Source organism: Stenotrophomonas sp. 86156_Sma, from assembly GCF_056481625.1.
Window position 1 is genome coordinate 3,628,628 of record NZ_CM151157.1, and the last position, 13,248, is coordinate 3,641,875.

Below are 13,248 nucleotides of genomic sequence, written 5' to 3' on the forward strand. Positions count from 1 at the left end.
GTAGAGTCGAGCTTGCTCGACTGCCTCCGCCTCATTCCAGCGGCCAGCGACACCACGCAAGCGGATAGTCTCCCAGCCGCGATGTCAGGCCCGCGCGCACGGGGTTGGCCAGTACATACAGTGACTGTTGCCGAACATCCTCCTCATTCCGGATCAGATGATCGTAGTAGCCCCGCTGCCACACCGGCAGTTCTTCATCGGAGTGCGCATTGACTGCAATGGCCACTCTGGACTTCAGTGACTGCATGCATCGTCCCAGGGTTCCTTGACGCAGCTGCATGACCCAGTGCAGATGATCGGGCATTGCCACCCAGGCAAATGATCGCGTGAGTCCACGGCGGTCACTGTCACGAAGGCCGTCCATCAGGGTCGCCGCGTGTCGCGTATCTGCAAAGATGCGTCGACGACCCGCAGTGACAGTGGTGACTACGTAGAAGCATCCGATTGCGGAAAATCGACCGCGCAACAAGGCAGGGCTGGGCATGTAAACAGCATGGACCGGGGACCGAGCCGTACCCATCGGGAAAACCCTGAAATAGCTATCGGATGGCGTCGAGCGTATTCGCTGCTGCCCTTGAAAGCAGTCGAGCAAGCTCGACTCTACAATTCGCCGGACCATGCCCGAATTGTGCGGACGCTCGCCCGGGGTGCAACATACGCATGCGAATGGTTAGACTGGGCGCCTCGCCCTGCGCCCCCGGACCCGCATGAACGCCCGCCTGTTCCGCTTCGGTATCAATCTCTGGCCGCCGTTCCTGTTCACCGGCATCCACGTCACCCGGGTCTCGCCGGACTACCGGCAGATCGACGTCGAACTGCGCATGCGGCCCTGGAACCGCAACTACGTCGGCACGCATTTCGGCGGCAGCCTGTTTGCGATGACCGATCCGTTCTGGATGCTTGGCCTGCTGCACATCCTCGGCCGCGACTACTACGTGTGGGACCGTGCCGGCGCCATCGATTTCCTCAAGCCCGGCCGCGGTACCGTGCGTACCTCGTTCCGCATCGACGACGCACTGCTGGACGAACTGCGCGCCGAAGCCGCCACTGGTGACAAAGTGCTGAGGTGGTTCAGCAATGATGTCGTCGATGAAAGCGGCGAGGTGGTCGCCCAGGTGCGCAAGCAGGTCTACCTGCGGTTGAAGCCGCACGCACGCTGAGCGCGCTTCAGTCGCGTCCCGCCGCAGTCGAAGCCGATTCCTTCTGCAACGGCACCGACAGCCACGGGTTCTCTTCAGCGCTGCGCGCTGGAGAGCGACGCGGCACCTGCAGGTGGCGGCCGTCGGCCGACAGCTGCGGCGCCCGCACCGGCGAGCGGAACTGCACCGGCAGCCGCTGCAGTGCGTCCACCGGATCATCCGTCTGCTGCCGCAGCCAACGCTGCGCCCCCAGCAGCCGCACCATCGCCGCGGCATCCTGTGGCCGTGACGAATAGGCAGGATAGATCGGCGCGGCGATATCGGTCAGCACGCAGCCCATGACGTTCGACAGGCAGCCGAAGTCATGCTGCGGTGGCGCCGGCACTGGCAACGGGCGATCCGCTTCCAGCGCCGATGTGGCTGCCGCGCCACAGGCCCAGCCAAGATTGCCGGCCGCGCGGGCCAGGGTGCTGCTGCGATCCAGCACCAGCACGCCGCCGAACTCCCGCGCCGATCTCTCGATCGCCGCCCGGCTCATCGCGTACTCACCCTGCATGGCACGACACAGGCTCTGTTCCTCGGCCCGCAGCGGCTGCATGGCCTGTTCGCACTCCGTCGGCAAGGGGTGGTCGGCCGGCAGTTCGACCAGCATGTCGGCCAGCAGCTGGGCATTGGCCTGCACCAGGCTGGCACCGATGATGCTCTCGACCAGATAGCTGCCGCCGGGCACCAGCCGCCGGCCCAGCTGCAGGCCACGGCAGGCGCCTCGCAGGGCACCGTCGATATCGCCCTGCACATAGGCCAGCGCGCGCGCACTGGTGGCGTCCATCACCAGGCCATAGGTCGGCAACGGAACCAGAATGCCCTCGCCCTTCGGCTGGAACGGCGACATGAAGTAGTCCGCTTCGGCGAGCTGATCCAGCCGCGCGTGCAACTGCTGGTGCCCGACATGGGCCTCCACGAAGCGTTGCGGGTCCGCGCGGACCTGGGCGAGGCAGCCGCTGGCGGCCGGCCCGCAACTGGCACCGGGCCGCGAGCGCAGCTCGGCATGGTTGGCCACCAGGTGTGTCTGGCCGCCGCTGCTGCCCCGCAGGTCGGCCTCCCAACGGCGCACGTCCTCGGCCAACGCCTGCTCGCGCTGGCGGGCATCCAGATCGTCGAACGGCAGCGTCCACAACAGGGCATAACCGTTGTGGCCAGTCGCCGGCAGGCGTGCTTCCAGTCGCTGCTGCGCCTGCAGCCGCGATTCGGGCACCGGCCACATGCGCGAAGCGCACCACACCACGATGGCCAGCACCAGCAGGCCTGCCAGGGTCCAGCCCAGTCCGCGCAGAATCTTCAACACAGCTTCCCTTCCATGTGCCGTTGCCACAGTCGATTCCCCAGCGTAATCGACCGGCAGTGACCGCTACAATGCGCGCATGTCGCTCGAAGCCCCCGCCCTGGTCCCCCGCCCCTCCCTGCAGCGCCTGTTCCTGACCGGCCTGCTGACCCTGCTGCCGATCTGGCTGACCTGGGTCGTGGTCAAGTTCGTGTTCGTGCTGCTGTCGGGCATTTCCAGCCCCTTGGTGGTACCGCTGTCCGAGCAGATCGCGACAAGCTTCCCGCACTACCTCGGTTGGGTCCGCGCCGAATGGATCCAGGACACCATCGCCCTGCTGGCCACCCTGCTGGTGATCCTGGCGGTGGGCGTGGCCAGCCGCCGCGTGCTCGGCCAGCGCCTGCTGCGCTGGGTGGGCGCGGTCATCAAGCGCATTCCGCTGGCCAGCATCATCTACGACAGCGCCAAGAAGCTGCTGGACATGCTGCAGACCGAGCCGGGCAGCACCCAGCGCGTGGTGCTGATCGACTTCCCGCACCGCGACATGAAATCGGTCGGCCTGGTCACCCGCGTGATCAAGGAACACGGCACCGACCGTGAGCTGGCCGCGGTGTATGTGCCAACCACGCCGAACCCGACCTCGGGCTACCTGGAAATCGTGCCGGTGGAACTGCTGACGCCGACCGACTGGACCGTCGACCAGGCCATGAGCTTCATCATTTCCGGCGGTGCCGTGGCGCCGTCCAGCGTGCCGTTCACCCGTGCCGGCGAACGCACCGGCGAACGCACCGAATGACCCCGGCGCCGATCGAGCGCCCGCTGCAGGACCGCGCGGTCCTGCTGTTCATCGTGCTGGCCGCGTTCTTCTGCGGCAATGCGGTGCTGGCCGAGCTGATCGGGGTGAAGATCTTCGCGCTGGAAGACACCCTGGGCATCGCTCCGCTGAACTGGAACCTGTTCGGCCAGACCGGCTCGCTCAGCTTCACCGCCGGCACCCTGTTGTGGCCGGTGGTGTTCATCATGACCGACACCATCAACGAGTTCTTCGGCAAGCGCGGCGTGCGCTTCATCTCGTGGCTGGCGGTGGTGCTGATCGGCTACGGCTTCCTGTTCGCCTTCGCGGCCATTTCGCTGGCGCCGGCCAGTTGGTGGGTCACGTCAATGGATGGCCACGGCGTGCCGGACTACCAGGCGGCATTCGCAGCGGTGTTCGGCCAGGGCATGTGGACCATCGCCGGTTCGCTGGTGGCCTTCCTGCTCGGCCAGCTGATCGACGTGGCGGTGTTCCATCGCATCCGCCAGGCCACCGGCGAGCGCCACGTGTGGCTGCGTGCGACCGGGTCCACCGCGATCTCGCAGGTGGTGGACAGCTTCGTGGTGATCTGGATCGCCTTCGTGCTGGGCCCGCAACACTGGCCGACCTCGCTGTTCCTGGCGGTCAGCAGCGTCAACTACATCTACAAGATGGGCTTTGCGATCGCCCTGATTCCGTTGCTGTACCTGATGCGGCGTGCCATCACCCGCTATCTGGGTGCCGAGCGAGCCGCATCGTTGCGCGCCGCCGCTGCGGCTGACTGAAGCCCCAGCAGCAAAAAGCTGACTGCGCCTTCACGCTGGCCGTACGCGGCCGGATCGTGCAAGCTCCACGGTCTGTGTTCCACGGAAGCTCCTGATGCCGCATCCCACCCGCGCCCTGGCCGCCGCCATCGCCGCGTTGTTCCTGTTCAGCGCCGTGCCGTCGGCCGAAGCAGCGAAAAAGAAGGCCAGCCGCCCTGCCGCCGCGCAGACCCGCCAGGCCGCCAAGCCCAAGGCCCGGCCTGCCCGCGCTACCGCGCCGGCCCGTGGCAGTTCGGCGCGCCGCGCCACGCCGCGTCCGGTCGCACCGGCCCGCGCCGTACCCAAGCAGGTGCAGCTGGAGCGCCTGTATGACGAATACTGGGATGCCTCGATGCGGTTGAATCCGCTGCAGGCAACCTTCCAGGGCGAGGCCCGCTACAACGACCAGCTGCCCAACATCCTGTCCGCCGCGTGGCGCCAGCAATCGCACGACTTCACCACCGAGTGGCTGGGCAAGGTCGAGAAACTCGGCAGCGACGGCCTGCAGGGCCAGGACCTGCTCAGCTACGAGATCTTCGTGCGCGACGCGCGCGCTTCGCTGGCCGCCGAGCGCTACCCGAGCTGGATGATGCCGATCAGCCAGTACTACAACGTCGGCAGCATCATGGCGATCCTCGGTGCAGGTGCCGGCGCGCAGCCGTTCAACACCGTGCAGGACTACGACACCTGGTCGCGCCGTTCGCTGGGCATTCCCGAGCTGTTCGACCAGGCCATCGACAACATGCGCCAGGGCATGAAGGCCGGCGTGGTGCAGCCACGCGACCTGATGGAAAAAGTGCTGCCGCAGCTGGATGCAGTGATCAAGCCGACCGCCGAAGAGAGCATCTTCTGGTCGCCGATCCGCACCATGCCCAACACCATCGCGGCCGAGGACAAGGCCCGCATCAGCGCCGAATACAAGCGCATGATCGAACTGCGCATCATGCCGGCCTACCGTGCCCTGCGCGGCTTCATCGCCACCGAGTACCTGCCGGCCACCCGCGCCAGCAGCGGCCTGGGCGCATTGCCCGATGGCCAGGCCTGGTACGCCAACCTGATCGTGCAGACCACGGCCAGCGACCAGACCGCCGCGCAGCTGCACGCGCTGGGCGAACAGCGCGTGCAGGAACTGCAGGCGCAGATCACCACGGTGATGAAGGACGCCAAGCTGCGCGGCACGCCGGCCAAGCTGCTGCGCAGCATGCGTAACGACCGCCAGTTCCAGTACAGCGACGCCAATGCGTTGATCAACCGCTATCGCCAGGTGCAGCAGCAGGTCAACGCACGCCTGCCGCAGGTGCTCGATACCCTGCCCAAGTCCACGCTGGACGTGCGCGCGGTGGAACCGGAGCGTGCACTGACCGCCGCAGCAGCGGCCTACCAGCCGTCTGCGGCCGGGCAACCGGGCGTGCTGTACGTGAACACCCGCGACCTGCCCAGCCGCAAGCGCTGGAACGTGCCGGTGCAGTACCTGCATGAAGCGATCCCCGGCCACCACGTGCAACTGGGCCTGCAGCAGGAGCTGGCCAAGCTGCCGCGCTTCCGCCGCCTGGGGGGCGATCTCGCCTTCGTCGAAGGCTGGGGCCTGTATGCCGAAACACTGGGTGAGAACCTGGGCATCTACACCGATCCCTACGACCGCATCGGCTACCTGTATTCGCGCCTGCTGCGCGCTGCCCGTGTGGTGGCCGACACCGGCGTGAACGCCCAGGGCTGGAGCAAGCAGCAGGCCGTGGCCTACCTGCAGAAGACCGTGGACATGAGCAGCGATGACGCCAACGCCGAAGTCGAGCGGATCATGGCCCAGCCCGGCCAGGCGCTGTCCAACGTGGCCGGCCTGACCACCATTGTCGCCCTGCGCGACAAGGCCAAGGCACGCCAGGGTGCCGCCTTCGACCTGCGCCGCTTCCACGCCGAACTGCTGAAGGATGGCTCGATGCCGCTGGACGTGCTGGACCGCAAGATGGAGCGCTGGATGGCGCAGCCGGCCAGCGCCACACCCGCGCCTTCACCCTGACCCCTCCGGAGCCGCCATGCGCCCTGCCGTCGCCCTGTTCGCCGCCGTGCTGGGCCTGCTGCCGCTGGCCACCTCCGCCGCACCGGTGCTGACCCCACCGGATGCGGGCATCGACGGCCTGATGCAGGCCTACGATGGCCAGGTACCCGGCGCCGCCGTGCTGGTACTGCACGACGGGCAACCGGTATTCCGCCGCGGCTACGGCCTGGCGGTGCTGGAGGACGGCACCACGATCACCGCAGCCAGCAACTTCCGGCTGGCCTCGGTCAGCAAGCAGTTCACCGCTGCGGCGGTACTGCTGCTGGTGGAGGATGGCCGGCTTGGGCTCGACCAGCCGGCCCGGCAGTGGCTGCCCGAGTTGCCGCCGGCTGCAGCGGCCATCACGATCCGCCAACTGCTCTCGCACACCGGTGGTCTGCTCGACTACGAAGACCTGATGGACCCGGCTGACCCTCGGCAGGTGCATGACGCCGACGTGCTGACCCTGCTGTCGCACGAGGACCGCCTGAATTTCGCACCCGGCACGCAGTATCGCTACAGCAACAGCGGCTATGCACTGCTGGCAATGATCGTCGGCCGCGCCTCCGGCCAGGATTTCGCGAGCTTTCTGCAGCAGCGCATCTTCCGCCCGCTGGGCATGGCGCATACCGTGGCCCACCAGGACGGCGAGGACACGGTCGCTGCACGCGCCTATGGCTACAGCTGGATCGATGGCCGTTGGCAACGCACCGACCAGAGCACCACCAGCGCCGTGCTCGGCGATGGCGGCATCTATTCCTCGCTGGACGACCTGGCCCGCTGGGATGCGGCGCTGTATGACGACCGCCTGCTGTCGAAAGCCTCGCGCCGCGCGATGTTCAGCCCGGCCACCGCAACACCCGAACCGGACGTGCCGCACTACGGCTTCGGCTGGCGCCTGAATGGCCCGGTGCAATGGCACAGCGGCGAGAGCATCGGCTTCCGCAACGTGATCGTGCGCCACCCGGAGAAGCACCTGACCGTGATCGTGCTGACCAACCGCAACGACCCCGAACCCTATCCGCTGGCGCTGAAGATCGCCCAGCGCTGGCTGGACACGCTGCAATGACCCGCGATGCCGACGCCCTGCTGGGCATCCACCACGCCGCACTGATCTGCAGCGACTACGCACGCTCGAAGGACTTCTACGTGCGCATCCTCGGCCTGCGCGTGCTGGCCGAGAACCACCGTGCCGCGCGCGATTCCTGGAAGCTGGACCTGGCCCTGCCCGACGGTGGCCAGCTGGAACTGTTCTCCTTCCCCTCGCCGCCACCCCGGCCCAGCCGCCCGGAAGCCCAGGGCCTGCGCCACCTCGCGTTCCGCGTCGCCCGGCTGGAACCCTTCATCCAGCGCCTGGCCGCGCATGGCGTGGTATGCGAACCGATCCGCGTGGACGAATACACCGGCCGCCGCTTCACCTTCTTCGCCGACCCCGACGACCTGCCGCTGGAGCTGTACGAAGTCGGTTGATCCCCCGTTCCCACGGAAAGTCCCATCCACGCATGGCGTGGATCTACCGTGTCGACCAAGGTCGACACCCACCCACAGCCCGATACCGACAGATCGCCGGAACCTGTCGAAGGCGGGGTGGGTCCGGTTGCGGGGGTGTCCGCGGCATGGATGCCGCGGCCAAGCCCCCAGGGATGAAGTGACCCCCGGGAGTTGGACACCAGATCCAACCCCGAGGGATACATGAACAAATACGGCGCGCGTTTCAAACTGCAGGTCGCCAAAGAGGCCTGCAAGACCTCCACATCGGTCAAAGCCATTGCCCGTCGCCACGGCCTGGAGTTCTCCACGGTCAGGCGCTGGGTGGCGACCTATCGGCTGCATGGTAGGCGGGGATTTCATCGCCAGGCCCGGTCCTATGACCTCCCGTTCAAGCTGGCTGTCCTGGAGAAAATGAGCCAGGACGGCATGTCCGGGCGGGAGGCCACCACCTACTTTCAAATTGGCGATGCCGGCGCGGTGGGGCGATGGCGGCGCCTGTATGCTCAAGGCGGTGCCCAAGCGTTGGCACCCCCTCCGCCGCCGCCCCGAAAGCCGATGAAAAAGACCCGTTCGTCCAAGCCACCTGAGGATATGAGCCGCGATGAGCTGCTCAAGGAAGTCGCCTATCTGCGTGCGGAGACCGACTACCTAAAAAAACTCGATGCCTTGATCCGGGAAGAGCAGGCGGCGCAGGACGCAAAGCGCAAGCCGTCCAAGGATTGAGGCAGGTTCATACGCTGTCGCTTCTGCTTGAAGCAGCTGAGCTGTCACGCAGTACGTTCTATTACCAGAACCATGTCCTGGCCCATCCGGATCAGGATGAGGCAGCCCTGTGCGAGCGCATCCGTGCAATCTACGATCAAAGCCAAGGGCGCTATGGCTATCGCACGGTGACGCTGGAATTAGCCAATCAGGGTCATCGGACCAATCACAAGCGGGTTCAGCGCCTGATGGGGGAGATGGGGCTGAAATCGCGGGTGCGCGTAAAGCGCTACCAGGCCTTCAAGGGGGCGGCCAATATTGTGGTTGGCAATGACCTCAATCGCCAGTTCCATGCCGAGCGGCCCAACCAGAAGTGGGTGACTGACGTGACCGAGTTCAAGGTGCAGGGCATGAAGCTGTACCTGTCGCCGATCATGGACCTCTACAACGGCGAAATCGTGGCTTATCAGATCAAGCGTCGGCCCGTATTTGATCTGGTGGGTCAAATGCTGGAGGAGGCCATCAAGAAGCTTGCCCCGGATGAGCGCCCCATGATCCACTCCGACCAGGGCTGGCAGTACCAGCATGAAAACTACCGGCACATGCTGGAAAAGCACTCGTTGAAGCAAAGCATGTCCCGGCGCGGCAACTGCCTGGACAATGCGGCGATGGAGAGCTTCTTTGGAACGCTGAAGTCGGAATTCTTCTACCTGAACAGCTTTGACAGCCTCGAGAGTCTGGAGGCTGGGCTGGTGGAATACATCCAGTACTACAACGAAGAACGCATCAAACTGAAACTGAAAGGTCTGAGCCCGGTAAAGTACCGGGAGCAGGCCCAATCGGCCGCCTGACCCCGTCCAAGTCTCGGGGGTCACTTCAGGACGGGTTTACGGCGTCCCCCGCAACCGGACCCACCCCGCCATCCCACAGATAGCCCGCTGTTGCTGTTGCAGTTGCTGTTGCCCCCGCAGGTGCAGGGCGCAGCCCTGCAAAGCCCCCCTTCCCCATACCCCGCCGAATGGGTATACAGTCGACCCATGCCGGCAGCGTGCCGGAATGAACCCTGGGAGGGGACCATGCGCAACACCTTCAAGACCCTGCTGCTGGCACTGCCGCTGTGCCTGGCCGCCCTGTCGGCACAGGCCGCCGACGGCGCCGCCGGCCGCTGGAAGACCATCGACGACAAGACCGGCAAGGTGAAGTCGATCGTCGAGATCACCGAGGCCGCCAATGGCACGCTGACCGGCAAGGTGGTCGACATCCTGCACTCGGACAAGGGCCCGAACCCGGTCTGCGACGGCTGTGAAGGCGCCAACAAGAACAAGCCGGTGAAGGGCATGACCATTCTCTGGAACCTGAAGGCCGACGGCGCCAACAAGTGGTCCGGCGGCACCATCCTCGACCCGGCCAACGGCAAGACCTACAAGTCGAAGATGGAACTGCAGCCCGGCGGCACCAAGCTGGACGTGTCCGGCTGCATTGCCTTCATCTGCCGCGCGCAGACCTGGCAGCGCGAATAAGCCCCCAGGCCCCGCTTCATCCCCGTGACCCGGCTTCGGCCGGGTCACGTCGTTGCGGGCATGCGATACTCTGCGGTTCCCCTCGGCTTCACCCCGCGACCATGACCCGTACCGCGCTCGTCACCACCGCCCTGCCCTACGCCAACGGCCCGCTGCATCTGGGCCACCTGGTCGGCTACATCCAGGCCGACATCTGGGTGCGTGCGCGGCGAATGAGTGGCGGCAAGGCCTGGTTCGTCTGCGCCGACGACACCCACGGCACGCCGATCATGCTGGCCGCGGAGAAGGCCGGGGTCACCCCGGAAACCTTCATCGCCAACATCCAGGCCAGTCACGAACGTGACTTCGCCGCCTTCGGCGTGGCCTTCGACCACTACGACTCGACCAATTCGGCGGCCAACAAGGCGCTGACCGAGCAGTTCTACCTGAAGCTGGAAGCGGCCGGCCACATCAGCCGCCGCTCGGTGGCGCAGTTCTACGACCCGGCCAAGGGCATGTTCCTGCCCGACCGCTACGTCAAGGGCATCTGCCCGAACTGCGGCAGCCCCGACCAGTACGGCGACAACTGCGAAGTCTGCGGCGCCACCTATGCGCCGACCGACCTGAAGGAGCCGCGTTCGGTCATCTCCGGTGCCACGCCGGAAATGCGCGATTCGGAGCACTTCTTCTTCGAGGTGGGCCACTTCGATGCATTCCTGCGCGAATGGCTGGCCGGCGATGTCGCCCTGCCGGGCGTGAAGGCCAAGCTGGGTGAGTGGCTCAATGCCGAAGGTGGCCTGCGCGCGTGGGACATCTCGCGCGACGCACCGTACTTCGGTTTCCAGATTCCCGGCCAGCCGGGCAAGTACTTCTACGTCTGGCTGGATGCTCCGATCGGCTACCTGTCCAGCTTCCAGACCCTGTGCGACAAGCTCGGCGAAGACTTCGAAGCGCATCTGCGCGCCGGCACCAGCACCGAGCTGCACCACTTCATCGGCAAGGACATCGTCAACTTCCACGGCCTGTTCTGGCCGGCGGTGCTGCACGGTACCGGCCACCGCGCGCCGACCCGCCTGCACGTCAACGGCTACCTGACCGTGGACGGTGCCAAGATGAGCAAGTCGCGCGGCACCTTCGTGATGGCGCGTACCTTCCTCGATGCCAGCCTGGAGCCGGAAGCGCTGCGCTACTACTACGCCGCCAAGTCCGGCGGTGGCGTCGACGATCTCGACCTGAACCTGGGTGACTTCATCGCCCGCGTCAACGCCGACCTGGTCGGCAAGTTCGTCAACCTGGCCAGCCGCTGCGCCGGCTTCATCAGCAAGCGCTTCGACGGCCAGCTGGCCGCGCAGCTGCCCGATGCGGCGCAGTACCAGCGCTTCGTCGACGGCCTGGCGCCGATCCGTGAAGCCTACGAGCGCAATGACCCGGCCGCGGCGATCCGCCTGACCATGACCCTGGCTGACGAAGCCAACCGCTACATCGACGACGTCAAGCCGTGGGTCATCGCCAAGCAGGAAGGTGCCGACGCACAGCTGCAGGCCGTGTGCAGCCAGGGCCTGAACCTGTTCCGCGTGCTGGTCACCGCCCTGAAGCCGGTGCTGCCGGCCACCGCCGCGCAGGCCGAAGCCTTCCTGGCTGCGCCGGTGAACGACTGGACCGAGCTGGCACAGCCGCTGCTGGGCCACCGCATCACCGAGTACACCCCGCTGTTCACCCGTATCGACCCGAAGAAGATTGACGCCATGATCGACGCCTCCAAGGACACCCTGCAGCCGGCCGCCGCTGCCGCCGCTCCCGCCGCCAAGACCGAAGCGGTCAAGCCGGCCGCACCGGCACCGGCCAAGGACGAAACCAAGGGCGGCGACGCTCCGGCCTACATCGGCATCGACGATTTCGCCAAGCTCGACCTGCGCATCGGCAAGGTGCTGGTGTGCGAGTTCGTGGAAGGCTCGGACAAGCTGCTGCGCTTCGAACTGGACGCAGGCGAACTGGGCAAGCGCCAGATCTTCTCCGGCATCCGTGGCAGCTACGGCGAGCCGGAAACCCTGGTCGGCCGCAGCGTGGTGTTCATCGCCAACCTGGCCCCGCGCAAGATGCGCTTCGGCCTGAGCGAGGGCATGATCCTGTCGGCCGGTTTCGACGGCGGCGCGCTGGCGCTGCTTGACGCCGACAGCGGCGCGCAGCCGGGCATGCCGGTCCGCTGATGCCCGCAGCGGGCGTGGCCACCGCCGCGCCCGCCGGCAGCACCGGCCAGCGGAGGCAACGCGATGGGAAGCAACGGAATGGAACTGGCGCTGTTCGACTTCGACCACACCGTGACCACCTGCGATACCTATGGCCGTTTCCTGCGCCGCGTGGCCACCGCCGAACAGCTGGCGCAGGCGTGGTGGAAGGTCGGCCCGTGGCTGGCCGCATACAAGCTGAAGCTGATCTCGGCCGAACGCATCCGCGCACGCGTCACCCGCCTGACCTTCAGCGACCGCCACAGCGATGACATCACCACGCTGGCGGCAGGCTTCTCGCGTGAGTTCCTGCCCGAGGTTGTGCGCCCGGAAATGCTCGAGCAGATCCGCTGGCACAAGGAACAGCAGCATACCGTGGTGATCGTGTCCGGCTCGCTGGACCTGTACCTGCGGCCGTGGTGCGAGCAGCTGGGCCTGCAGCTGATCTGCAACCGGCTGGAGAGCCAGGACGGCCGCCTGACCGGTCGTTATGCCGGAGGCGACTGCGGCCCGCGCAAGGTCGAGCACATCCGTCGCCAGTTCGATCTGTCGCGCTACGTGCGCATCCATGCCTACGGTGACAGTTCCGAGGACAAGCCGATGCTGGCGCTGGCCCACGAGCGCTGGTTCCGTGGCAAACCCCTGAAGTAACCCCCAACGCGCAGCCTTCGCCACGCATGAGCCTGATTCCTCCCCTGACCGAACGCCTCGACCGCCTGCTGCCGCAGACCCAATGCGGGCAATGCGGCTACGACGGCTGCCGCCCGTACGCGCAGGCCATGGCGCGCGGCGAGGCAGGCGTGGACCGCTGCCCGCCGGGCGGCGACGCTGGCGCGCGCGCACTGGCGCAGGTACTGGACGTACCCGCCATTCCGTTTGATCGTTCGCGCGGCGAGCACAAGGCGCCGCAGGTGGCATTGATCGTGGAAGCCGACTGCATCGGCTGCACCAAGTGCATCCAGGCCTGCCCGGTGGATGCCATCGTCGGTGGCGCCAAGTACATGCACACGGTCATTGCCGATCTGTGCACCGGTTGCGAGCTGTGCATTCCACCGTGCCCGGTGGACTGCATCGAGCTGGTGCCAACGTAGCCACCAGACCAACCGGCAGTCGAGCGGCGGGGTAGAGTCGACGGTTGCGACTGCTCTTCGTTCCGGCGGCGCAAAACCCCGCGCTGCGCGCGATAGTCGACTAACCGTCGACTCTACCCTCCGCTGGTGGGACCTGACCTTGCCTGCCG

Annotated in this window: 13 protein-coding genes; 11 read left to right on the top strand and 2 right to left on the bottom strand. The window is 66.4% G+C overall.

Annotated elements, in window-relative coordinates; translation table 11 throughout:
• Positions 1–31: 31 nt before the first annotated feature.
• On the bottom strand, positions 32–484 hold the full coding sequence (locus ACZK33_RS16860; protein ID WP_049421051.1) for an REP-associated tyrosine transposase: 453 nt from the start codon (positions 482–484) through the stop codon (positions 32–34).
• 223 nt (positions 485–707) lie between these two features.
• Here ACZK33_RS16860 and ACZK33_RS16865 point away from each other — a divergent pair, with 223 nt between their 5' ends.
• Positions 708–1,160 carry a DUF4442 domain-containing protein gene (locus ACZK33_RS16865; protein ID WP_088026717.1) on the top strand — a complete coding sequence of 151 codons (453 nt, stop codon included), beginning with the start codon at positions 708–710 and terminating at the stop codon, positions 1,158–1,160.
• 7 nt (positions 1,161–1,167) lie between these two features.
• On the opposite strand, the gene ACZK33_RS16870 is transcribed toward ACZK33_RS16865, so the two are convergent.
• Positions 1,168–2,484, bottom strand: coding sequence for a hypothetical protein (locus tag ACZK33_RS16870; protein WP_423175083.1), 1,317 nt, complete (start codon positions 2,482–2,484; stop codon positions 1,168–1,170).
• 76 nt (positions 2,485–2,560) lie between these two features.
• Between ACZK33_RS16870 and ACZK33_RS16875 the strand changes: the two genes are divergently transcribed.
• From ACZK33_RS16875 to rnfB, 10 genes are all read left to right on the top strand, one after another.
• On the top strand, positions 2,561–3,256 hold the full coding sequence (locus ACZK33_RS16875) for a DUF502 domain-containing protein (protein ID WP_005414135.1): 696 nt from the start codon (positions 2,561–2,563) through the stop codon (positions 3,254–3,256).
• The gene (locus tag ACZK33_RS16880) at positions 3,253–4,038 is read left to right on the top strand and encodes a queuosine precursor transporter (RefSeq protein ID WP_049437362.1); all 786 of its coding nucleotides are present in this window, start codon (positions 3,253–3,255) and stop codon (positions 4,036–4,038) included. Before ACZK33_RS16875 ends, ACZK33_RS16880 begins: the two co-directional genes overlap by 4 nt.
• A 94-nt stretch (positions 4,039–4,132) precedes the next feature.
• Positions 4,133–6,073: a DUF885 domain-containing protein gene (locus ACZK33_RS16885; RefSeq protein WP_423175082.1), complete on the top strand. Its 1,941-nt coding sequence runs from the start codon at positions 4,133–4,135 to the stop codon at positions 6,071–6,073.
• A 16-nt stretch (positions 6,074–6,089) separates the two neighbouring features.
• Positions 6,090–7,160: a serine hydrolase domain-containing protein gene (locus tag ACZK33_RS16890; RefSeq protein WP_423175081.1), complete on the top strand. Its 1,071-nt coding sequence runs from the start codon at positions 6,090–6,092 to the stop codon at positions 7,158–7,160.
• Positions 7,157–7,561 carry an SMU1112c/YaeR family gloxylase I-like metalloprotein gene (gloA2, locus tag ACZK33_RS16895; RefSeq protein ID WP_049463208.1) on the top strand — a complete coding sequence of 135 codons (405 nt, stop codon included), beginning with the start codon at positions 7,157–7,159 and terminating at the stop codon, positions 7,559–7,561. Before ACZK33_RS16890 ends, gloA2 begins: the two co-directional genes overlap by 4 nt.
• Before the next feature lie 222 nt (positions 7,562–7,783).
• Positions 7,784–9,135 (top strand): IS3 family transposase gene (locus ACZK33_RS16900; protein ID WP_423175080.1). Its coding sequence is split into 2 segments (ribosomal slippage): positions 7,784–8,231 and positions 8,231–9,135, totalling 1,353 coding nucleotides; the frame shifts between segments, so codons are not numbered across the junction.
• Positions 9,136–9,360: 225 nt separating this feature from the next.
• Positions 9,361–9,804, top strand: a complete 444-nt coding sequence (locus tag ACZK33_RS16905) for a DUF2147 domain-containing protein (RefSeq protein ID WP_014038046.1) — start codon at positions 9,361–9,363, stop codon at positions 9,802–9,804.
• A 101-nt stretch (positions 9,805–9,905) separates the two neighbouring features.
• Positions 9,906–11,990, top strand: a complete 2,085-nt coding sequence (gene metG, locus ACZK33_RS16910) for a methionine--tRNA ligase (protein ID WP_423175079.1) — start codon at positions 9,906–9,908, stop codon at positions 11,988–11,990.
• 78 nt (positions 11,991–12,068) lie between these two features.
• Positions 12,069–12,659, top strand: coding sequence for an HAD family hydrolase (locus ACZK33_RS16915; protein WP_075677000.1), 591 nt, complete (start codon positions 12,069–12,071; stop codon positions 12,657–12,659).
• 26 nt (positions 12,660–12,685) lie between these two features.
• Positions 12,686–13,099 (top strand): Rnf electron transport complex subunit RnfB, encoded by a 414-nt coding sequence (rnfB, locus tag ACZK33_RS16920; protein ID WP_080291848.1) that lies wholly within the window; start codon positions 12,686–12,688, stop codon positions 13,097–13,099.
• The last annotated feature ends 149 nt before the right edge of the window (positions 13,100–13,248 follow it).